Below are 20,967 nucleotides of genomic sequence, written 5' to 3' on the forward strand. Positions count from 1 at the left end.
TGACGACCGGCCGTGCGTGTGGTCAGGCCACGTTGGTGGCGCAGGACCCCTGGCAGCTCGGCTTGCACCCGTCATCCGTCAGATTGATCAGTGAAGCGGACCCGTCACCGGACTCCAGGACGCTGATGTCCAGCTCGAACGCGTCGCCGCCTGCCGTCGTACTTGGAGGCTGCGCCTGGTCTTTGACCGTGTTGCTGCTCATGCTGATCTCTCCCTACTCGTCGTGCGCGGGTTGGAAGTTCAGGCCACGTTGGTGGCACACGGGCTGGAGCAGGTACTGCCGCAGCCGTCGTCGGTGAGGTTGATCAGCGTCGCCTGCCCGTCGCCGGACTCCAGGACGCTGATGTCGAGGTCGAACTCGTCGGGTTCCATCCGTTGTCTCCTCGTGGGTGTACGGATCGGTTCGTGCAGGTGCAGTGATCGATGGCGTGCGGCGCGAGCTCAGGAAGATCTGTGCCGTACGCCTCCTGTGGGGTCAGGCGCCGCTGGAAATGCAGGCGTTGCCTCCGCACGAAGCGGCGCAGCCGCCATCGGAAGCGGCGGACAAGCTGACGGCCCCACCGGACTCGATGACGCTGATGTCGAGATCGAACGGGTCCTGCAAGCGTGCGGCCGGCGCGGTCTGCGGTCCGGCTTCCTTTAGGCTCTTGGGCACAACAAGTCCTCCTCACATCACGGGCGTTACGTAGCGGCGACGTGGAATCCGAGTTCTTCAGGAGATGCGGACCGGGGGGGGGCGATACTGGCCCCCGGCCTTCGTAACCACCTCGCCCTCCTCTCTAGGCCAGACGGACAGGTGCGAGGAAAGAGCAGTTGAGAAGTGCTCTCCTCACGCGGTTCGTCCGATGCCGACCCTTGCTTCAGGTCCGCCCTCGGGTGTTGCACCCGCCTGCCACCGACGACAGGCGGGCGGTTGAGGGGCGGCCGCTTGCCTCCCCCCGCAGGAGGCAGCCGTCGCACCGAGCGCAGCCGTTAGGCGGCGTCGGTCAGGTCCTCCGACAAGACCTGGCACAGTCGAGCGAGGCTGAAGGTGGCGACGACCGGGGGGTGATCACTGGCTTCGATCACCTCGTCGTTGACGACGACCTCTACCTTGGTCAGCGTGCTGGCGATCTGCGGGGTGGCATAGATCCGGTCGATCCGCTGGGGCCCGCCCTGGTCCTTACGCCACAGTGACGCGGTAGGCATGACGGCTTCGGGCTGGCCCAGGGCCGTCGCGGCGTAGTGCGCCAAGTCGACGAAGAACGGGGGCTGACCGTGGTGCTCGCCCGCAAGAATTTCGTCCGGGACCGTGTCGGAGACCCGAGCGCCGTCCCGCTCGACGGTGCGGTGTCCGAAGTGGCTCCGGTCAGTGACCGCACTCCAGTCCGGCAGCGACGTGGTCTCGTCGGTGGTGTGCGGGTATGAGTTCGTGTCGCCCCCGATGATCGCCGCCATGCCGGGCTTGGCGAGGGTCGCCAGCCGCTTCGCTTCACTCGCGCGCCGGGCCGGGTCGAAGGAACACAAGTGGATGGAAGCAACGCTGAGCTTCTTCCGCGCATCCTTGATCCGGAAAACCGGGTTGCAGACGGGATGCCACATGGCCGTCGCGTGCTCGAAGTACTCGGTGGGCTGGCACATCCGGTCGGCATAGACGCCGGTCGGGTTGGCCGACTCCGGCGTCGCGCCAGCGAGGAGCGGGCGGTGACCGCCAAGCCGTAAGGCTTCCTCCCACATCGCACGAGCCCCATGCATGTGCGCCCGAGTCAGCTCCTGGCGCAGGAGCAGGTGTGGCTGAATCGCCGCCATGATGTCCATGGCGAGGTGCCATCGATGGTCGGTGCCGTCGCGGTCGACACCGTTGTGCTCGACGTTGAAGATCGCCACGCGGAACTTGTCGTCGCGTTCGCTCATGAGGTGATCCTTGAAGGACGGTCCGCGTCGGCAACCGCGGATGGGTAGTGGCCGGGCAAGTACGTACGTATCGACGGGAGCGTTCAGGCCGATGCCGGCGCGACGGCCCGCCAGGAGGGTCACGGCGGTCCCGTGTCCCGCGTGACCAGGTCGAGCAGCTCCTGGGCGGCACGGGCGAGTGCCAGGGAGTACTGCCACAGCTCGTAGTGGTTCGCCTGCTCACCGGGGCGCGCTCGGGGCAGGACGAGGCCCTGGGCCCGCTCATACGCGGGGTGGTCACGCGGGACCGCGGGCAGCAGTGCTTTCACGTCGGCGGTGAGAGCGGCGACGTGCACGACCAGCGTGGCTCGCGCAGGCATCGCCACCCCCGGCCGCATCGTTTCGAAGATGGTGCGTTCGACAGAGGCGATATTCACGCGGACGTTCGTCGGCGGTGCGTCGTAGCTGATCGTCATGACATCGCTCCCTGCTCGTTGAGCAACGGGAGAAAGGCGAGGAACACGCGGTGTTTGTGCAGGTAGGTGAGGACCCGTTCATATGCGGCGTCATCGAAGGTGAGAGCCGCGCGGTTGGCTGCGAGAATGCCGCTGGCGAACCCCAGGGAGGCATAGCGGCACGCAGCCCCGAAGGCGCGGCGCTCCTCAAGGGGCACCTCCGGGTCGAAGTCGCAGAAGGAACTGCCCGTGACAGGCCAGCCCTGCTGCTCCTCGGCGAAACGGCCGAGCTGCGCCAGCCCCGCGCGTCGCTCATCTCCGGTCGACGCCAGAACATACGGGGCCACGGTGATCGTCCGGCCGCTCCGCTTATGCTCTTCGAGGAGTTCCGCCATGCAGTCGTTGCGCAGGCCGGCGAGCTGGGCCGCGCGGTTTCCGGGCAAGCTGGGCGGCTCGTCGTCGTGGAGGTACGAGGACACGGAGAGGTCGCAGAGTCTCGTCATGTCGGCCGCCTCACATGGCTCGCAGCTCGGCCGCGAGCAGCACTTCGTGCGGTGCGGGGGCGGGCTGGAAGGTGTCGAGGAAACCCCGCAGGGGCAGTGGGGGGACGAGCCGGTCGCTTTTGAACGGCCGTAACCAGTAGGCGCCGGGAGGGTCCGCCTGGGCGAGGGGTGGCAGAACGATCTGGTGTGGACGGCCCAGGCAGATGGCGTACTGGTGCGGTTCCCACCGCTCGCTCGTACCAGGTGGCACGAGCCAGTACAGCCACGACCGCACCGGGTCCTCTATGACTGGCCCGCAACCGTCGAGCTGCACATCGTCCAGGAGGTGAACGATGGCCCGCGCGGCGTCCCCACTCGCCGTAGCCACGACATCGAACAGCGCGCCGCCCAGCGGCAGACAGGCTGGGCGGCCGCGCGTGAGAGCCATGAGGTTCTGCACGCGGGTGGCCAGATCGCCCATATCGGCGGCCACCTCCTCGCGGCGGATAGTCAGCTGCTGAGGAGTGAACGCGACCGGGCCAGCTGGCCGGATCGTCCGATCCGGAGCGGCAACCCTTTGTGGCAGTGGGGCGGTCATGCCATGGCCTCCGGGGTGAGCACGGCCTGCACCGTCTTCCCGGAGCCGTCCTCATTCGCCGCGTACGTGAGCGCCGCGCCGAAACTTCGTGCCTGCCACAAGCCAGGTCGGCGCCGTTCGGGACCCGTCGGCTCCCACCCCAGCACTTCCGTGAACGCAGGGAACTGCGGCACCAGATCCGACACCTCGATGAGCACCTCACGCGTACGGATCTCCGCGAGACGTACCGGGACCCGGACGATGCCGCCGTGCCGGACAGCGTTGTCGACGAGCACGGCCACCACCCTGCTGGCCAGCTCGACGTCGCCCGGCCAGTGGGCCACGGTGAGCCGCGACCGACTTTGGATACGGGCGCTGCTGGCGGCTATGCCGGCGAGCTGATGCGTCGTCCACCCGGAGCTGTCCTCCAGCCCGAACGTCGTCGACCACTCCCACGTTGCAGCATCGACGATAGGGCGCAGCAGGACGGCGTGCAGACCAGTGTTCGCGCCAGTCGGCTGCGGCTCCTTCTCAGCGCCAACGCTCCTGACGGCTTTGCTTGGGGAGGAGTGCATGGGGGGCTCCAGCTGCTCATCATCCGTCCTCCGCCGAGCGGCGAGGGGAGATCAAGGTTCGCGGCACACTGCTGGACTCACCATGTCGTGGCGAGTACCACCTCGCGCTCATACGGGTGATGCAGGTATCACCGACATGTCATCGGGGCACCACATCCGCCCAAGATCCCTATTCACAGGCAGCGTTGGGTGATAGTGGAGCGCGGAGTCGCCAAGGTTGCTATGCGCGGCCCGTGTACGAATCCGCGGGAAAGGAATCGTCGGCCATGGATGCGCGGACACTGCTTCAAGTGCTGATTCGTGATCGGGGCTGGACCTTTGACCGGTTCAGGCGGGCCTACGAGAAGGCCGCCCGAGGGGTCGCAGCAGCAGCCGGCGAGCCCCCTTCTACCGTGACGGTAGAGGAGCAAACGTTCCGTCGATGGACCTCAGGCCGTGTCAAGGGACTCCCGAATCATCCAGCTCCGCAGGTTCTGGAGCACATGTTCGGGTACTCCGCGCGACAGCTTCTGGACCCGCCGACTGAACACACCTCGGCTTCAGCCGGGCACCAAGTACTTGCGCTCAACGAAAGTGAACTAGCGATGACTGCTCGGGACGCAGCCGCACACGCCGGTGACGCCGCCTCCCTCAGCGTGCCGGACATGACACTGGACCAGCTCGACGACGACATCGTGGACCTGGCCCGCGCCTACAACCGCACCTCCCCGGTTGAGGTCTACCGCCGCGCCAAGGAACTTCTGGACGTCGCCCAGTCCCTGTTGGAGAGAACCCAGGTACCCCGACAGCGGACCCGCGGGTACCTCGCCGCAGGCCAGTCCGCGGCCCTTCTCTCAGCGATCTGCTTCGACCTCGGTTCCCTCCCGTCGGCGGTATCGCTGTCCCGCACTGCGGCGCTCTACGGCCAGGTCATCGAGCACGGCCCCCTTCAGGCGTACGCGCATGGCGCCCTCGCGTTCCTGGCGTACTGGGGCGGCCGCCCCTCCGAAGCTGTACGGCTCGTGCACACAGCCCAGTCCTTTGGAGGACTCGGCGACACTGCCCGTACCCGTCTATCGGTCATTGAAGGCCGCGCCTACGGGCACCTTGGGGACAAAGCCGCGTCAGAGCGTGCTGTACGCAGGGCCCTCGAACAGAACTCGGGGACCCGAGACGAACTGCACGATGACGTCGGCGGCGAGTTCGGCTTTCCCGACGACCGCGTGGCCATGAGCAACGCCACGACCTACCTGCTCCTGCGCAATTCCGAGGGGGCGGAAACAGCAGCGCACAGTGCCCTGCACCTCCTGGGCAGCAAGCCCGAAGACCAACGCCCGCTTCTCGTCTCGTCCCAAGCGTCGGTAGACCTCGCCCGCGCCCGGCTTCTGCGTGGCGAACTCGACGGTGCACAGGAAGCTCTCGAACCCGTCTTCCAAGTGCCCACCGAATGGCGAGGCGCGGGGACGCTGGAACGCCTCGCCGCCGTCCGCTCCAGCCTCTGCCACCCCACCTTCGCTGACGCCGCGGAAGCGAGCACTCTCGGCGAACGCATCGAGGAGTACAGCGCGGCGGCCACCGCTCATAAGCTCGGCGCCACCACGCCGCTGGCCATCGAGAGCTGACGCTCAGGCTCCCAGTTCCTCCAGGAGCCGAGCTTCCTTCGCCGCTGAGATGCCGTGCTCAGCCCACCGTGGATGCTCCACCGGGCGGCCGCCACCTTGCATCCACTCCCATGTGCCAGTAATCGTCTCGGCCAGGGGCCGACACCGCAGCCCGGCAGCCTGTGCCTGGGAGGAGTCGACGTTCCACACGCCCGCGCTCGTACGCCAGAGCGGCAGCTCGGTCCACTGCTGCACACCCCGCTTGATCAGGAGGTCGTCGGGTGCCCAGACAAGATGCCCATCACTGCCCGTAGCCTCCAGACACGCAGTGAGGAAGCCGTTCATCGTCTCGCGGCCCACAGGCGCCGTCACGTTGAACGCGCCGCCGCTGCCGGACGTGGCAGCCTGGTCGAGCGCGAAGGCGGCAACGTCCCTGACGTCCACGGGCTGAATCGACGCCTCCGGCCGCCCCGGTGCGAGGATCGCCCCACCCTTCTCGGCCCTTCGCAACCACCAGGGGAGCCGCCCCACGTACTCGCCCGGCCCCAAGATCACCCCAGGGCGCAGGATCGAAACGCGGTTTGCTCCGAAGGCTGCCAGCGAGGCTCGCTCAGCGCCCGCCTTCTGTCGTCCGTAGTACCAGTCAGGACCGTCCCAGTTCGCAGGCAGGCGCCCGTACTCGGCGCCGGCATCAGCGGGCCCGTCGAGGAGTTCGGACGATTCCGTCAACGGCTCGTTCGGCCACCCCCGATACGCATTGACCGTGGAGATGTATATGTACTTGCCCGTCACCGGCTCCAGCGACTTGGCGCCAGCCAGGACGTCCCTCGGGGCGAGTTCGGAGGCGGAGGTGTCGATCACGGCGTCCCACGGCCCGTGCTGGGCGAGTGCCGCAAGGTCTTCTTTCACCGTGCGGTCGCCGTGGATCTCCCGCGTTCCTTCGGGGGCCTTGCCCGACCTGCCTCTGTTGAATGCCCATACGGGCCACCCCCGGTCAAGTGCGGTCTGGGCGACAGCTCGTCCCAAGAACCAGGTCCCACCAAGCACGAGAATCCTCATGATGCTGATCCTGCCCGCTGAGGCCGTACTTGCGCCACGCTGACGTGGGAGACGGCGCAGCCCGGCAGCCGAAGGGGGCGGTCCGCGCGGCTCGACGTGGAACCGTGGAGGACGCTGCTCAAGGCCGACTTTGCGGAGCCAAGGCCATCTAGAGCCAGCTGGCTCGCATGCTTGTCACCGGTCCGGAGCCCATGTCGTCCTTCGGCTGCCCGAGCTCGCCGGACCATACCCGCTCCAGCACCCGGCGGACGGTCCCCATGATCTCGGGCGCCGCATTGCGCAGGCTGTCGGCATCCGCCGCCGAGATCTCGTCCGGGGCAATGCCAGCCTCCTTCAGCAGGCTGGAAATGTTGGTGAACTTGTCTGCCAGCCAAGGCAGCGGATCATCAGACAACTCCTCGACGAAGGTCCGCGAACCGGGCTCCCAGCCGACGACGTTGGGATGGTGGTGCGTGCGGTCGAAGGTGTTCGGAGCTGCGTTCACGTCCTGGAGGAGATCCACCCGCCAGAGCGGGCGACCGATGGTGATGGGTCGTGCGGCGTAGATGGATCCCGGCAACTCGCCGCTCTCGAAGACACGTAGCTCTAGCCGTACACCGCGCTCGGGGCTTTCCTGTCCGTGGAGCGGTTTCGGGTTGAGGAAGTAGAGGTCGCTCACCACGACGCCGACTCGCTCAAAGGCGAATGCGTACAACACGCTGACCCCCTGGCCTTCTTATGCGACAGGCGAACCGTGCGCTGCCGAGCCTACGGAAGCCCGCCCCCGTCACACGGTCCAGAATCGGCCAAGCGATGCAACCGCTCCGAGGCACCCTTAGTTTCCGCTAGCGCCCGTCTGACAATTCCCGTCGGATCAGCGAGCGTCCGCCGAGCCGGCAATCCGGAGGTGCTCCGACCGTCCGGCGGGTCTTGCCGGGCCGGATCACGAACGGCGGGCCAGCAGGTGGGCGTCGAGGAAGCCCCGTTCGGAGCCCGGATCGTGGAGCAGCCGGGCGAAGGGAACGAGCCCGGCATCGGCCAGCAGTTCGGCGAGGCGGTCCGCCGGCCAGCTGTAGGCAGGCGCCACCTTGTGGTCGAACCAGACCGGCTCCGGTCCGTCGGTCCCGAAGAAGGACACCAGGAGCAGACCACCCGGAGCCAGAACGCGTACCTGCTCGGCGAGCAGCTCCGACAGTTCCCCCGGAGGGGTGTGGATCATCGAGTAGTGGGCCAGTACACCGGCGAGCACACCGTCCTCGATCGGCAGAGACTCCATCCGCGCCTCCTGGAAGTGCAGCGCCGGATGGGCCCGCCGGGCGTGGTCGACCATGCCGGGGGAGAGATCGAGCCCGAAGGCGTCCAGGCCCAGCTCGTGCAGCATGGCCGTCAGATGCCCGGGCCCGCACCCGACGTCAGCTGCCCGCAGGTTGCCCGTCGCGCGCACCAGTTCGACGAAGGTGCTGATCATGGCCCGGGCGAACGGTCGTGTCTCCAGCCGGTCTGCGAACAGCGATGCGTACAGCTCGACGACTCCGTCGTAGGCCGCCCTGGTCTCGTCCTGATGATTCGCCACATGCAGGACCCTATAGCCGGTCTGATCATTGATCTTGTGGCAGGTCGAGGTGAGCTGACGGATGCGGCGTGGGAGCCAATAGAGCCCCTGCTGCCGCGGGTGGATGGGCGTGGTCGTCCGTGGCGTGATCACCGGCAGGTGGTCAACGGGGTGCTGTGGCGGCTGCGGACCGGGGCTCCGCGGCGCGATCTGCCCGAGCGGTACGGACCCTGGCAGACCGTCTACGAGCGGTTCGCCCGCCGGGAAGCGGACGGGACCTGGGCGAAGCTGCTGGAACACTTCCGGCCCTTGTCGGCGCAGGTCACCACGCGAGTGTGCCCATGGTCGGGGACCGACACCTCTGTCGCGACCCCTCAGCGACACGAGCAGGCAGCGCATACCTCGCTAAGCGTCACGAAGCGCCCTTTTGAGGCGGATCTGGCGCAGGTCGGCTTCCCATAGAACGAGTCTTCGGTCGCGCGGTTCAGCCAGTAGGACCTCCTCGTAGTCGAGAAGGCGGAGCAGGGCCTCTTTCCTGAGCGTGGAGCGTCGCTCCGGTGACAGGTTGCCGAGTTGGGCGATGAAGCGGTTGAGATCGTTAAGCAGTCGCACAGCCAGCCGGTACTCGTGGGCCTTGAAGTTTTCTGCAACCTCGTCCTGCGCATGCCTTACATGCTTTTCGACCGCGTCGGCGGGCAAGTCGACGACCCTGTCCGGGTCGTGGTAGCTCGGGCCGCCTCCAAAGAACATCGACACCACCGACTCGACGGGGCGGGCGTGGATATCCCGCTGCCATTGCAGGACGGCCCGATCCCGCTTGCTGCTGTTGCAACTACGGCATGCAGGAACGACGTTGCTGACGTCATCACGCCCGCCCTCGCTCACTGGGATCACGTGATCTATGGCCTCAGCGCCGCCCCAAGAGCAGTAGGAGCAGCTTCCTCCGAAGATTTCGAGGGCTACTTCCCGGACGACTTTGGGCAGCGATCCGCGCGCGCTCGGTTCCATGCGCGCAGTATGCATCCCGCCACTGACAGCGGCGGGTTGATGGTCCTACCGTCGGGCCCGGGCATGCAAGGTGATCACCGAGACCGCGGCCGGGCCTGCGGCAGGGGGATCGTCGGGTGCGGTCGCGGTGTCAAGTTGGGCCAAGCGCCGTTCGAGGGCTGTGAGGTTGGAGGAGTTGTCGACGCTGGCGATGCCGTTGACGGTGACCTTGAGCGGGTCGGTGAGGAGCTGCGCGATGCGCTCCTGTAGGACTTCGTGGGCGACGGCCCGGGCGGTGCCGAGCCGTTCGTAGCGGCTGGCCAGGTCTTCGGGCGGGGTGTCGCTGCCGAGCAGGGCTTGTAGCCAATGCAGAACCTCACCGGTCACAGTGCGCTCCAGGGAAATGCGTGGTGGGGAGCCGGGGCTCCCCACCACGCGAGGTTAGGCGGACTTCGGCTTCCGGATCGTCTTGCCGGACTCACCTGCCGGTTTGGGCGGGGTGTGCCAGCACTTCGGGTTGGTGATCTGCTCAGCCACGGCCTGTTCCGTGACTTCGGTCCCAGCCAGGAGTACGGCCGGAATCCGCTCGGCGGGGTCGAGGATGTGGACCGTCGCGGCGAGCACGCCGAGGGACTTCACGGCGGCGCTCACAGGACGGTGGCGGTGATGTGGCAGTCCGGCGAGTACAGCACCGGCATCGCGGCGGCTGCGCCCTTGGTCCAGATCTGCACCGGGTCGTCCTCGACATCGCGGGTGATGATGATGCCCGGCGCGTCTTCCCGTTCGATCGCAGGGTTCGTGCCACGGGAGAGGGCGAGGGACTCGGTGGTGGTGCCGTACTGGGTCTGGCCCCACTTCGCGCGGTCCGGGGGCAGCATGATCCACCGGTCCTCCGGTAGCACGCGCTTGGACACGTCGTCCTGCCACACCTGCGCCTTGTAGAACGTGATGGGCGGAAGGCCGTAGTTGCCGCGCACCGAGTTGATCTGCTGCGGGTTCAGCGTGGCCGTCGGGGTCTGCCCACCGGCCGGGGTGCCGTAGTACGCCGCCCGGTAGGACTGGTTGCCCGCCAGGTGTGACCAGGCCTTACGTGAGGTGAGCACCATCTCCGGGGCAGGGGCGCCGATGGAGTCGAGGTAGTCGATCCACCGCAGCTCATCCGCGATCGGGTCGGAGGTCGGGTCCGACCAGGGCTTCGGTGCGGTCGGCATGTTCGCGGCCGGTACGCTGTAGTCGGCCTCCACGGTGAGGCCGTTCTCCCCGGCCAGGCTGAACTTGCCGTCCAGCAGGACGTCACCGGCGGCGAGTTCGAGGCGGGAGCGGATTGCTTCGACGTGCCGCTCCACGTCGTCGTAGAGCAGTTCCACGAGCCGGTCCTCATCGGCGCCGCGGGCGGCGTCCAGGAGCAGCTGCTCCATCTCGCCGACGAGGAGCTTTTGGCCCAGCGCGGGCAGGGTGCCCTCGGTCTGCGTCGAGGTGGCCTGCCGCTTGGCGAACGGCACGCTGGTGTCGTAGGCGCGGTAGGAGGCGGCGTTCACGCGCCGCTTGTTCTGCCGCACGCGCCACTTCACGTCGTGTACCCGGGCCTCGGGGAACACCTTCTGTGTGAGCAGGAAGTCGTCCGGGCTGGGGATGGTGCGTGCGTAGACCGTCAGGTCGGTGACGGAGACGTTGTTCAGGAGGTCGGCGACGCTCACGCGCTCACCGCCCCGAGGAAGCGGATCTGTGCCCCGGCCGGGTGAGAGGTGATCTTGGCCGGGTCGAGTCCGCCGGGGATCTTCGCGGTGTGGGCGGTGCCGTGCCAGAGCAGCGCCGCGGGCACCTTCGTCACGCCGGGCGTGAACGGGGCCTCCGCGTAGACGAGGCCGGCGAGGGCTTCGCGGCCGTCATCGGCTGCAGGGTCGTAGGCCCCGTACAGGCCGGAGGCGGTGATGCGGCCGACGGGGACTCCGGAGCGGATGAAGCCGTGCGGCTGGGCTGCGGTCGGCTCGACGTAGTGAACGTTCTTGGTCAGCTTGTCTAGGTCGAGGGTGATGGTCTCGGTGGAGTCGGTGCCGTGGCGGGAGGCGAGCCAGTCCCGGTCGGCGGTGACCGTCACGGTGGTGGTGTACGGCTGGATGCTCAAGCCGTCTTCTCCAGGTGGTGCGGTGCGGTCACGCCCTCACCAGGTGCGGTGGGTGCGGTCCACGAGGAGAAGAAGGAAGGGGCGTGGTCCCCAAAATCAGCCAGCCGCTCACCGTGAGCGGCCAGCCGGCCTAAGGGGTGTCGGGCAGGAGGCCTCGGCGTCGGGCCATCTCCAGACCGGCAGCGCCGGGCGGGCGTTCTGTGCTGCCGGGGCGCGGCGGCGGAACCGACGCCGGAGCACCACCGGGGGCCGGGGGGATGTCCCGAGCGGGGGAGCCGAACAGCTCGGGGCGGCGCTGGCTCAGCTCCTGAACCGCCTCGTCCAGGGTGGAGGGGTCCGCGTCGTCCGGAAGGCGCAGGAGCGACACGGCGTCGTCCAGGTCAGGCCCGGTCGCGCCGGCAGACACCAGCACGGCGCGACGCGCAGCCTCCCGCTCCCGGGCGACAGCCGCAGCCTCCCGCGCGAGAGCCGCCTGCTCGCGCTCGACGACGGCCTGTTCACGCCGCTCGGTCTCGGTCAGCCGGTCCTGCTCGGCCTGTCGGACGCCAGCGAGGTACTCCTCCAGCGCCACCGTGTTGGAGAACCCGAGCTTCTCGATCAGGGAGCGGACCGCTGCACGGCCGCCCTGGTCCTTCTCCCGGGCCATCATCGTGTTCAGCTGCTTCTGGCTGACGCTGACCGTGGCCTCGTCGTTCGACGGGTCTTCCGGGGAGGCGCCGAGGACCGGGAAGATCGGGCGGCCGTCACGGCGGTAGCCGAGCACGGTTCGCGGAGCGGGCATGCTGCGGGTCATCAAGTGGTGCTACTCCCACGACGGCCCCGCGCCGCGGCCCAGTCTACGGAACCGAGCGATGAATCCTGCGGTAGGCGCCCTCCGACCTGCGTAAACCCGTGGACTGACATGATCGGGATCATGAATATGGGTGGGGAAAACGCGGGGGTAGAGCACGATGCTTCGGCTTGGAGGGGGCGTCGCCGGGCGCTGATAGGCAGCGGCATCTTGGCCGCCGCTGCGATAGGCGCGGCTGTGTGGGGGTGGGCGCCGTGGGTCGACCGGAGCCCGTTCACCGGCTACGAAATCTCGGTGGCTGACGGTGAGCACACCCAGCCGGGAGCCACGGCAGATACCTGCGTACGCACGGCGGCCTCCGAAGAGGAGACCGTGATCTACGACGAGGACGGCAACAAACTCACCGCCGGCCGCGCGCCGAAGGAAGGCGAGCGGCTCGGGCCGGAGTTCGAAGACTTCGCAGGGGACTGCCTGTTCATCACCCGCATCGACAACATCCCAGGCGGTGAGGGCACCTACCTCAGCGCATGGGGCGGCGGGGACAAGAGCGAGGTGGCTGAGGAGCAGCTGCGGAAGTCACCCCATGAGCAACGGGAGTTCTTCAAGACGGCGAAGAAGAAGCAGTTCAAGGAGCCGGAGGAGTCGAGCTGACTAGCTTCTTGGCTGACGCCGTCTCGCCGCTCCTTCGCCGCTCCGTGATCCGCACGACCTCTTCACGGGCGTCGTCGATGGGGTACCCGGCGTCTTGCAGCATGCGGATGCCCGTCTCCAGCGCCAACACCTCGGCAGTCACCCCCTTGACGACCTCTTCGAGGATCGCTGACCGGTCCGTGGGGGTGTGCGGCCCGAACACCAGACGAGCGGGGAGAACCGCGCTCTGCGGCCAGCCGTCTGCCCGGCCTGCCTGATGGATGCGCTGCACCATCTTCAGCAACAACGCGTACTTGTGCGCGCGGGCCAGACGCATCGCGTCAACAAGCGAGTCGAGTGGGCCCAGGGAAAGCTGGAGTGCGTACCCGCTGGGTACGTCGGAGGGGTCAACGGTGCCCAAGCTGACGGCGGGCAGGCGGGCGTTGACCGCTGCCCGGTCGCGTATCTCCTCGACCCGGGCTCGGAGTTCAGCGAGCTGGTGGGAGGTGTCCAGGACGTCCATGCGGCCGCCGTCGCCAAGAGCGAACACCGTTCCCGGTTCGATCGTGAGCGGCTTGGGCCTGCCAGACACCCGGTCCACCTCGGGACGGGCACCGGCAAGGCAGATGATCGGCGCACCGGTCGTCGAAGAGGCGCGAGCGGAGTCGGTATCTGTCTCGGCAAGCTCATCGAGAGCCTGCATGACCTTGGCCAGAGTGGACTGGCCGAAGTGCTCGCCGTCCGCGATGGTGTTGCTGACGTGGACGAGCGGGATAAAGTCCAGCCGCAGATCGAGCCGGTCGAGGACCACCCCATCCGCGCGAGTGCGGAACCGCGCCTTGTCCAGGGGCAGGTCATCGAGTTCCTGGCCGTGACGGAGATCAGAGATCACCCACTCCGCGTCGGTCAGGTAGCAGGTCGTGGCGGACGGCCGGTCTGGCGCCCACGGATAGGTGCGCTGTAGTCGGCCGAGGGCGTCGTCGTAACTGTCTCCCGCCTGAGGGACAGGGGCGGCGCGGACCTCCGACGAGCTGATGCCGACTGCTCCTTCGTCCGCTGATCGGATCGGGCCGAGTTCGTAGGTGATCCGTCTGAGTCGCTGTTTGAGACCACGCTTGGGGTCCTCCGGGATCTCCCACGCCAGGTGCACCCGGCGCGGGTAGTCTCCCGGGTCCGCATCGTCCTCGAGGACGGGAAAGTAGAAGCCGGGATCGTAGGTTTTCAGCCTCACCCGCTGCTTGTCGGGGTCCCAGGCCAAGAGGTACAGGCCGTCACCGAGCAGGACGGCCTTCCGCTCGGCCGCCTGCATCCGCAGCGGCAGCAGTTCAGCCTCCGCCCACTCCCTCAGCCGTTGCTGTACGGCGGCAGCGGCGATCGCCTCCGAGGTGGCGTCCTCGTCCTTGGCGTGCTCGGCGCCGGGCACGATGATCTGCTGCGACTTGCCCAGCAAGTGAGCCAGCGTGGTGTCCACGAAGGCGGAAGCGTCCCCGAACTCCCGCCGCTCGCCCGCCGCGTCGTTGCCGGCGAGACTCGCAAGTTCCCCCGCCTGGTTGTTGTCGTAGGCGGCCAGAAGCTTGTATGCGGCCAGGCGGCGCACCGCCTCGTCGGGAAGCCATGTGGCTTGCACGGTGAGGGCGAGAGCGCGGTGTGGGCGCCCGTCACTGCCGGACATCACCGGCTTGTAGTTCAGCCACGACCACGCGTCGGTCAAGAAGGTCCGCAGGCCCACGGCGGAGGATCCCATCGCCAGCCCCACGCCACAATTCAGCGTAGGTGACACGAGAGTGGCTGCCCGTAGGCCACGCACCCCCCCTGGCCTAGGAGCGGGGTTGGGCTTCATCGGGTGCTGACGGCCCCTCTGGAGGGCGGGGCGTCACTGCCTGGCTTCGGCAGGAACGCCCTCGAAACCTTCCGGCCACCGCCACGATCCCCATGACGATGAACGACCCCAGGACCTCAGACAGCAAATCTCCGCTGATCCAGTGCCAAAGCGTGATGAAGGCTTCCACGTCCCTCGCCCTTCGTAGATCTTGTGGCATCCAGCCTGGGGCAGGTCGGGGGAGCGGGGACGAGGTTGGACGGTAGCCGCTGACGTCAGACACTATTGGACAGAGTTGGACTGCGAGGGGGAAGCGTTGCCACAGTTGAAGCGTCCGCAAGTCAGCGGTCGGCTGAAGGATCTGAACGACGCATTGCACGAACTACATGCGCACGCGGGCCTGCCCTCGATCCGACACGTGCAGCGGGACCTCGGCGGCGCCGAGGTTGCCAGCAGGGGCCGGATCCACGACGCCTTCACCAGTGCTCGTCTGCCGTCTTGGGGACTTGTCCAACTTCTCGTTGAGGCCCTGTCGAAGGCCGCTCCGAACGCTGACCCGGCACGGGAGGAACGGCACTTCCACTCCCTGTGGCTCGCGGCGTCTGGGGCACCTGCGTTGCCGCCTACCGAGCCTGAGAGTCGCAGGGAAATTAACATGTCGGCGCCTGCGGACAATTCACACACCGTGGTGGCTGTGCGCGTTGAGTGGGAAGAGCCTGGGCTGGTGGAGATGTCCACCAGGCGCTGGATAAGGACGGTCGTTGACAGGGCGCTGGAGGACATTGGTTACCCCGTGGCCGGGCCTCATCGGCAAGACGGCAGCGCAGGTTCTCTCATCACGCTTAGGTCCCTTCGTGATAGCCCCAGCCTTGCCGCATCGACGCTCCTAGCGAGTGTCGATGACGTTATGGCTGCTGGACCGGGTCCCTCCGCTGGGTCAGGTGTCCGGTTCTTCGCCCGTTTGGGGGCCACGAGGCGCAGGAACTCCAGTGGTCAGGAGCTAGTCCACGACTCGACGGTTGCCGATCTGGACAGGCTGTGGAGCCATCCAAAGTTGGCGATTTCTAGCCGCGGGAGGGTTACCGCCTTCATTAGTGGATGGTCTAAACGTGAGCGGGATTTTCCTGGCGAATGGGAAAAGATCTTCCTGACTGAGAGTGGTTCTACTCCTGGTCGCTTCGTTTTGATGCGTAAAAAAACGTCATGGATTTTCACCATGGGACCTGGTGGAGATCCCTTCTGAATTCGCGCAGTCAAGCTACCGCCGTCGCATCAACCGATCATCTCGGTAGGGGGGGGCAGCGCGGTATCCTGCTGCGCCATACCAGCCAGCTGCGTCAGCCCATGTACGGCTGCGTCCATGCGGTCGGGGCTGTCCATGCCCGCGACCCAGGTCACCATCTGCTGTTCGAGGGTGGGCCACTCTCCGACGTGGTGGACTCGGCCCTGTTCGTAGAGCTGGGCGATCGGTTCCGCTCGCAATCGCTTGCCGCTCTTGGCGGTCACGGGCAGGACGGCGGGCATGAGCATGTTCTCGGTGCGCTCCTCGCGGGCGAGCTCCTGCCAGGCCTGGTGGAGGATTTGGCTGCTCATGTCGCCGCCGAAGTTGGATTCGACGACGATGGCGTCAGCGCGAAGCTCGATAGCGAGCAGGCACGCTTCGCGGCCCCAGGCGTCCGCGCCTCGGTTGGCGGAGCGGTCGTCCAAGACGTATAGGTGTCCGTCGCGGTCGCGGGCTGTGGCCACGATGCCGGTCTCGTCTCCCACCGCTGACTCGCCGCCCGCGGGGTCGACGGCGACAACGATGCGCGTGAGGTCGATGCCGCGGAACTGAGCTGCTGAGATGCGGTTGTTCGTGATCCACGACCACTGCCATACGCCGCCAGCCTGGGGGCGCGGCTGCTGCATGTACAGCGACCACCACACGCGCTCGCCCACCGAGCGGCGGATCTCGGCGAGCGCGTCGGCGTCGTACCGCGCGGGCCACAGCGGCGCTCCGATGGGACGTTGAAGGGCGTCGTCGGCGGAGAGGGCGACGGCGGGCAGATCGATGACAGTCCACCGGTCGCCCTCATCGGCCAGGACCCGGCCGGCGAGGTCGTCTTCGTCCCAGCGGGTCTGGATCAGGATGACGGAGCCGCCCGGTTCGATACGGGTCAGCAGAACGGCCTGCCACCACTCCCACAACCGTTTGCGCATCGTGGGCGAGGAGGCCTCCGCCGCGTCCTTGATCGGGTCATCGATCACCGCCAAGTGGGCGCCCTTGCCAGTGAGGCCTCCGCCGACGCCGGCCATGACCGCGCCACCCTCGGTGCCGGTGAGGTCGAAGCGGTTGGCGGCGGACGAGCCGGGCCGCAGGCTGATGCCGAGCTTCGCCTGGTAGTTGAGGATCGCGTCCCTGATCCACCTGCCGTGATCGTCGGCCAGGTCGGACGAGTAGCTGGCGATCATCACCCGATGCTCAGGACGGCGCCGCAGGTACCAGAGCGGCGCCCACCTGGCAGCCCTGCGGCTCTTGCCGTGCCGCGGGGGCATCGTCAGCAGGAGCCGTGTCGGCTTGCCCGCAGCCACCCGCTCGAAGGCGGCGTCGATCAGCTCCAGGTGCGGGGCCTGCATCTCGCGGCCGTCGGTGAGTACGGCAGCCATCGCCCCTGGCGAACGGTCCATCGCCAGCTCGCGCTCGATACGCACGAGCCGGGCACGCAGTTCGGGGGTGGAGGCGGCGGCTATCTCACGGCGGCGCTGAGCGGGAAGCGTCCGGTAGAGGTCGAGAACCGCCGCTTCGTCAGCCCTTCCCACGCTCGCCACCGGCGAGGTTGATCAGGCGCTCAAGCTCATCCAGGCCTGCGGTCTCCACTTGCACCGCGCCACCGTCCGGGCCGGACACCTCCGTTCGCACGGGCCGGTCCAGGCCCAGGAGGCGGCTGCTGCGCTCGATGATGCGGACCGCACGGTCGACGGCCTGGTAGTCACCGTTGCGGATCGCGGCCCGGTAGACGCCGAAGAAGAGCCGCTCCAGGCGCTCCACCATGAGCTGCCGCAGCTCGTCGGTGCGGTCGTCCAGGGCAGTAGTGCGCTCGGCCAACGCCTTGGAGACGTCTTTGCAGGCGAGCTCGATCAACCGCTTGTCGGTGGGCGGCTCCAGCTGCCGCTTGTACTTGTCGATGCCGTACCCCTGCGGGTACGCGACACCGTCTGTGTTGATCGCAGGGTCGGCGGCGAGCTTGCGGCCGATCGTCAGCCAGTCGACTCCAGCAAGTTTGAGGTCGATGGCGTCGGCGCGGCGCTGGGTGATGGCAGCCCGGGTGGCCCGGTTGGGGCGGCCCATGACACAACTCCCTGGACCCGCACCCATGTCCATGATCCCTGACCCAAGCGGTGGCCAGGGCCGGGTCACCTCATAGTCTGAGCCGGTGCGATGTCATGTGCGCCCCGGGAGAGCTGCGGATGCCCCCCATGTCAATGCCATCCGAAGGACGAGAGGGTGGGTGATCGAGGACGTCGAAGGTGAGACGCCGCGTCTTGAGGGTGATGTACGGCCAACGCAGTTCTTCTATGTCTGCGAGAGGGGCGGCGGCATCGTTGGATGGGCGCTCGGGGCCGAGCGGGGTGAGGATGCCGGGTACGTCGCGGTGGACCGGATTATCGTGCACCCGGATCACCGACGCTGCGGTGTGGCCCGCGCCCTGGTCGAGCGGGTGCTGGCAGACCATTCGGGCATAGAGGTCCTGATGGCTGCCTGGGATCCGGAGCTGGTGCCGTTCTACGAGTCGCTCGGTTTCCGAGAGCTCGAAGACGGCACGATGAGCAAGCCTCCTCCTCACTGAACGATCGGAAGCTGGTTCTATGTCTGGCTGTTGGGCGCGACGCCAGCCAGCGGTGTTGCAGGTGTTCATTGATGAGTGCTGACGAACTGGCCGACTTCCTGGGCGTACCGCTGAACACGGTCTAGTATGCGAGGTGCCAATCGTGGCCCGTCCCGCTTCCACGGCCACCAGGGCCGCTTCAGGCAACGTTGGTCGGGGCCGGGTTCCGGTCCAAAACCCTCAACCTGCCCCTGACCAACCCGGGAGCATCTGCCCCCTTCTGCGCGAGCGGACCTAGTCGGTCGCGTCAGGCAGGGAGTGAACTCGTGACAGGCTCTTGATCGGACGCCTGGTTTCCTCCGTGTGCCTCGCCCTGACCTGAACGCCGGGCGCTGGGGGATGTGGAGCACCTCGCCCGCCCGTGCGCTTGCCGTCCGCTCCGCGGAGCCTGAGCCGGGCAGCGCGATTCACGCCACCGAATCGATCCACGACGTGCACGCCCTCTGGATCTTGCCCAGGTCTTCCAGCACTTCCATAGCCGCTTCTTTGTCGTCTTCAAGTGCTGTGATCGCCTTCTCCAACTTTTCGTTCAGCTCGTCGATCGTTTCCATCGGCAGGACCGGGGTTCCGAACCCGTATCCGGTATCCACCGACGTTCGCAGGTCGAGCCGCACCACGTCCCAGCTCCTTCGCGCCGCGTCCTGCTTCTCGCCGGTCCTCTCCGTCTCGCTGCCATGGATCAAGTTGAGGTCCCGCTTTAGCGTTTGGACGTTCACATACATCTGCGTCGTCAGTCTCCGCAAGCGTCCCCAGGTCTTGTGCACGGCCACGACCACGGAAATTCCGAGGGTTACGGTGACAGTCACGAGCAACGACGCGCGCTTGGGGAAGACCATCGTGTAGAGGGCCACACCTGCGAAGTAGACGCCCGCCACATTCGCCACTGTGCGGCTCACCACGGCCCGCCAGATCCGTCCGCTCAGCCTCTCTAACGGCGAATTTTTCGGCTCGGCGCCCTGCCCGTATAGGGGAAAGAGCACCCAGATCATCATCAGCGGCATAGCGGAGCCGAGATGCGCGTTGACCTGGTCCGGTTCCGTAGCGATGCTTCCGAGCAGCTTCCAGGCGTACAGCCCGACGGCAAACACGCCGGCGCCCCAGGTAGCTGTCTTGAGACGGTTCCAGCGGTCTATCCACTCTGGTGCGTTTTGCTTGGCAGCCACCCAGCGGCGAATCCGCATTGGGGTGCGCCAACTGTCAGTGAACCCACGCCAGAAACGCCCTCCGTAGAAGGCAAGAGACAGCCCACTGAAGAACAAGATCAGACTGGCGGTCCGGTGGTGCCCAGTCTTGTAAAGCTCGTTGCCCCATGAGTTGAGGACGAACCCAACAGGAAGTAAGCCCCTCCGCCAGTGAGTACGGACCGGGGCTGTCACTCGGTTCCAGATCGGCATGCCCTCAAGCCTCGTGCCACCTCGGCGCATGCCAAGGCGGTTTGACATAAATCAGAGCTACGGAGGCAGGAGGCTCGCACCCGGGTGGGCTGCTCTCTCCTTCGGCCTCTGTCCGTAGCCCGCGTGCCGCTACAGATCGCCGTGCGCGGGGTGGGCTCACGTGTGACATCGAGCACGGTCGTCGACGAGAGGCCCGGGGTTACCTGGCTCAGGTCGGTGCTACTTCACTGTGAACAGCAGGGGAAGGAACGGGACAAGGACGGTCAGGCCAGTCACGAAGGCGTTGCGATGGATCACAGCGGCAGCAATTCCGGCCGCCGCAATGGCGACGGGCGGGGGGAGGTGCGCCGCCGAAGCTACCAGTGCCACAGTTCCCATGCACGCCAGGGACAGGCACAGACGGAGGAGTTCGTGACTTCGTTCGTAGCCGTTGAGTTGCTCCTCGTCGAGAAGGGCGCCGAGGCGTTTGTCTACGTACCGATCACATATCTGGAGGGTGAGCCCCCCTAGTTCCTTGGCGCCTTCCTTGGGGCTCTCGTCGAGTTGCTGTTCCGCCCTGCGCAGTGCGGCAGCAACGCGTCCCGCATGGGCTTTAGCTCTGATCTGACGGTTCCAGTTCAGTGGAACCGAGCCGCGCAGGAACCGCGCCCTACGCACCCGCACGATCGTGAGCCCTATGGACACGTCTGCCACGTGAATGTGCTCAGGGCCGGGGTTCCGCACCACGTCGGCGCATTGTCCGATCAGGTTGGCCCACACCGCGAGTGGCTGGAACGCCAAAGGTTTACACATCCCAGAGTGCTGAAGCACCGTCATAGTTGGCCGTACGAGCAGCATTGGCCAAAGGATGACGGCCGTCATTGTGGCGACCTGAGCTAGGCCCATCAGCCCCGAGGGGTTCAGCGGGGGCGGATTGGCCGTGTTAGGAAGGGCCAGCGACGGAACGTTCGAGTAGACCAGGTCGGCGGTGGTACGAGTAGCCAGCCACCACTCGAAGACGACGATGGGGACGGCCGCGAGCCGCGCGAGGAGCCTGCCCTCGTAGTAGAGCCGCAGATGAGCACGCGTGCGAAGCGAGACCGGGCCGATTCCAAGGATCTCGGCGTCATTGCGTAGCTGGCCTATCGCTTCGTTTGCGTGCGACCGATAGCGCAGAGCCGCGCGACTCCGAACGGCAGCAATCATGCGCCGAGGATGGCACGTCGAGATTCCGTTCGCTCAGCAT

The 20,967-nt window shown here is 67.0% G+C and carries 25 protein-coding genes and 1 pseudogene; 4 read left to right on the plus strand and 22 right to left on the minus strand.

Features of this window, described 5'->3' with window-relative positions:
• Positions 1-22 precede the first annotated feature (22 nt).
• The 8 genes from DEJ48_RS36685 to DEJ48_RS36720 form a co-directional block, all read right to left on the minus strand.
• A complete protein-coding gene (locus DEJ48_RS36685; protein ID WP_150220421.1) occupies positions 23-202 on the minus strand; it encodes an FxLD family lanthipeptide in 180 nt (59 codons plus the stop codon).
• Between the two features lie 38 nt (positions 203-240).
• Complete coding sequence (locus DEJ48_RS36690) at positions 241-372, minus strand: FxLD family lanthipeptide (RefSeq protein WP_150220422.1); 132 nt, start codon at positions 370-372, stop codon at positions 241-243.
• A 103-nt stretch (positions 373-475) separates the two neighbouring features.
• Positions 476-655, minus strand: a complete 180-nt coding sequence (locus DEJ48_RS36695) for an FxLD family lanthipeptide (protein WP_150220423.1) — start codon at positions 653-655, stop codon at positions 476-478.
• Positions 656-972: 317 nt separating this feature from the next.
• Positions 973-1,893 carry an endonuclease/exonuclease/phosphatase family protein gene (locus DEJ48_RS36700; RefSeq protein ID WP_150220424.1) on the minus strand — a complete coding sequence of 307 codons (921 nt, stop codon included), beginning with the start codon at positions 1,891-1,893 and terminating at the stop codon, positions 973-975.
• Positions 1,894-2,012: 119 nt separating this feature from the next.
• A complete protein-coding gene (locus DEJ48_RS36705) occupies positions 2,013-2,348 on the minus strand; it encodes a hypothetical protein (protein ID WP_150220425.1) in 336 nt (111 codons plus the stop codon).
• A complete protein-coding gene (locus DEJ48_RS36710; RefSeq protein ID WP_150220426.1) occupies positions 2,345-2,830 on the minus strand; it encodes a hypothetical protein in 486 nt (161 codons plus the stop codon). The genes DEJ48_RS36705 and DEJ48_RS36710 overlap by 4 nt, the downstream gene beginning before the upstream one ends.
• 10 nt (positions 2,831-2,840) lie before the next feature.
• Positions 2,841-3,407: a hypothetical protein gene (locus DEJ48_RS36715; protein WP_223832331.1), complete on the minus strand. Its 567-nt coding sequence runs from the start codon at positions 3,405-3,407 to the stop codon at positions 2,841-2,843.
• Positions 3,404-3,730 carry an ATP-binding protein gene (locus tag DEJ48_RS36720; RefSeq protein ID WP_150220427.1) on the minus strand — a complete coding sequence of 109 codons (327 nt, stop codon included), beginning with the start codon at positions 3,728-3,730 and terminating at the stop codon, positions 3,404-3,406. The genes DEJ48_RS36715 and DEJ48_RS36720 overlap by 4 nt, the downstream gene beginning before the upstream one ends.
• An 875-nt stretch (positions 3,731-4,605) precedes the next feature.
• Here DEJ48_RS36720 and DEJ48_RS36725 point away from each other — a divergent pair.
• Positions 4,606-5,562: a hypothetical protein gene (locus tag DEJ48_RS36725; protein WP_223832332.1), complete on the plus strand. Its 957-nt coding sequence runs from the start codon at positions 4,606-4,608 to the stop codon at positions 5,560-5,562.
• A 3-nt stretch (positions 5,563-5,565) separates the two neighbouring features.
• On the opposite strand, the gene DEJ48_RS36730 is transcribed toward DEJ48_RS36725, so the two are convergent.
• The 3 genes from DEJ48_RS36730 to DEJ48_RS36740 all read right to left on the minus strand — a co-directional run bounded on the left by DEJ48_RS36730 (position 5,566) and on the right by DEJ48_RS36740 (position 8,152).
• Positions 5,566-6,600, minus strand: coding sequence for an NAD-dependent epimerase/dehydratase family protein (locus DEJ48_RS36730; RefSeq protein ID WP_150220429.1), 1,035 nt, complete (start codon positions 6,598-6,600; stop codon positions 5,566-5,568).
• A gap of 148 nt (positions 6,601-6,748) precedes the next feature.
• Positions 6,749-7,297, minus strand: coding sequence for a hypothetical protein (locus DEJ48_RS36735; protein WP_223832333.1), 549 nt, complete (start codon positions 7,295-7,297; stop codon positions 6,749-6,751).
• Positions 7,298-7,522: 225 nt separating this feature from the next.
• Positions 7,523-8,152, minus strand: a complete 630-nt coding sequence (locus DEJ48_RS36740; protein ID WP_150220430.1) for a class I SAM-dependent methyltransferase — start codon at positions 8,150-8,152, stop codon at positions 7,523-7,525.
• 36 nt (positions 8,153-8,188) lie between these two features.
• On the opposite strand from DEJ48_RS36740, the pseudogene DEJ48_RS36745 reads away from it, so the two are divergent.
• Positions 8,189-8,428, plus strand: a pseudogene (locus DEJ48_RS36745) (transposase); the annotation flags it as partial.
• Between the two features lie 108 nt (positions 8,429-8,536).
• On the opposite strand, the gene DEJ48_RS36750 reads toward DEJ48_RS36745, so the two are convergent.
• The 6 genes from DEJ48_RS36750 to DEJ48_RS36775 all read right to left on the minus strand — a co-directional run bounded on the left by DEJ48_RS36750 (position 8,537) and on the right by DEJ48_RS36775 (position 12,024).
• Positions 8,537-9,139 (minus strand): HNH endonuclease, encoded by a 603-nt coding sequence (locus tag DEJ48_RS36750; RefSeq protein ID WP_223832334.1) that lies wholly within the window; start codon positions 9,137-9,139, stop codon positions 8,537-8,539.
• 45 nt (positions 9,140-9,184) lie between these two features.
• The gene (locus DEJ48_RS36755; RefSeq protein WP_150220432.1) at positions 9,185-9,505 is read right to left on the minus strand and encodes a hypothetical protein; all 321 of its coding nucleotides are present in this window, start codon (positions 9,503-9,505) and stop codon (positions 9,185-9,187) included.
• 54 nt (positions 9,506-9,559) lie between these two features.
• A complete protein-coding gene (locus DEJ48_RS36760) occupies positions 9,560-9,769 on the minus strand; it encodes a hypothetical protein (RefSeq protein ID WP_150220433.1) in 210 nt (69 codons plus the stop codon).
• Positions 9,766-10,815 carry a major capsid protein gene (locus DEJ48_RS36765; protein ID WP_150220434.1) on the minus strand — a complete coding sequence of 350 codons (1,050 nt, stop codon included), beginning with the start codon at positions 10,813-10,815 and terminating at the stop codon, positions 9,766-9,768. The genes DEJ48_RS36760 and DEJ48_RS36765 overlap by 4 nt, the downstream gene beginning before the upstream one ends.
• Entirely contained in the window at positions 10,812-11,243 is a 432-nt protein-coding gene (locus DEJ48_RS36770) for a head decoration protein (RefSeq protein ID WP_223832335.1), read from the minus strand. The genes DEJ48_RS36765 and DEJ48_RS36770 overlap by 4 nt, the downstream gene beginning before the upstream one ends.
• 130 nt (positions 11,244-11,373) lie before the next feature.
• The gene (locus tag DEJ48_RS36775) at positions 11,374-12,024 is read right to left on the minus strand and encodes a hypothetical protein (RefSeq protein WP_150220435.1); all 651 of its coding nucleotides are present in this window, start codon (positions 12,022-12,024) and stop codon (positions 11,374-11,376) included.
• Between the two features lie 303 nt (positions 12,025-12,327).
• Between DEJ48_RS36775 and DEJ48_RS36780 the strand changes: the two genes are divergently transcribed.
• Positions 12,328-12,684 (plus strand): hypothetical protein, encoded by a 357-nt coding sequence (locus DEJ48_RS36780; protein ID WP_150220436.1) that lies wholly within the window; start codon positions 12,328-12,330, stop codon positions 12,682-12,684.
• On the opposite strand, the gene DEJ48_RS36785 is transcribed toward DEJ48_RS36780, so the two are convergent.
• From DEJ48_RS36785 to DEJ48_RS36795, 3 genes are all read right to left on the minus strand, one after another.
• On the minus strand, positions 12,659-14,419 hold the full coding sequence (locus tag DEJ48_RS36785) for a hypothetical protein (protein WP_150220437.1): 1,761 nt from the start codon (positions 14,417-14,419) through the stop codon (positions 12,659-12,661). The two genes, DEJ48_RS36780 and DEJ48_RS36785, sit on opposite strands and share 26 nt — an antisense overlap.
• A 1,335-nt stretch (positions 14,420-15,754) precedes the next feature.
• A complete protein-coding gene (locus DEJ48_RS36790; RefSeq protein ID WP_150220438.1) occupies positions 15,755-17,281 on the minus strand; it encodes a terminase large subunit domain-containing protein in 1,527 nt (508 codons plus the stop codon).
• Positions 17,268-17,810 carry a hypothetical protein gene (locus DEJ48_RS36795; RefSeq protein WP_150220439.1) on the minus strand — a complete coding sequence of 181 codons (543 nt, stop codon included), beginning with the start codon at positions 17,808-17,810 and terminating at the stop codon, positions 17,268-17,270. The genes DEJ48_RS36790 and DEJ48_RS36795 overlap by 14 nt, the downstream gene beginning before the upstream one ends.
• Before the next feature lie 160 nt (positions 17,811-17,970).
• Between DEJ48_RS36795 and DEJ48_RS36800 the strand changes: the two genes are divergently transcribed.
• Positions 17,971-18,309, plus strand: coding sequence for a GNAT family N-acetyltransferase (locus DEJ48_RS36800; RefSeq protein ID WP_190537807.1), 339 nt, complete (start codon positions 17,971-17,973; stop codon positions 18,307-18,309).
• Between the two features lie 446 nt (positions 18,310-18,755).
• On the opposite strand, the gene DEJ48_RS36805 is transcribed toward DEJ48_RS36800, so the two are convergent.
• Complete coding sequence (locus DEJ48_RS36805) at positions 18,756-19,511, minus strand: hypothetical protein (RefSeq protein WP_150220441.1); 756 nt, start codon at positions 19,509-19,511, stop codon at positions 18,756-18,758.
• Between the two features lie 450 nt (positions 19,512-19,961).
• On the minus strand, positions 19,962-20,927 hold the full coding sequence (locus DEJ48_RS36810) for a hypothetical protein (protein WP_150220442.1): 966 nt from the start codon (positions 20,925-20,927) through the stop codon (positions 19,962-19,964).
• Positions 20,928-20,967 lie beyond the last annotated feature (40 nt).

Origin of the sequence: Streptomyces venezuelae, assembly GCF_008642315.1 — a bacterium.
Lineage (GTDB): Bacteria > Actinomycetota > Actinomycetes > Streptomycetales > Streptomycetaceae > Streptomyces > Streptomyces venezuelae_D.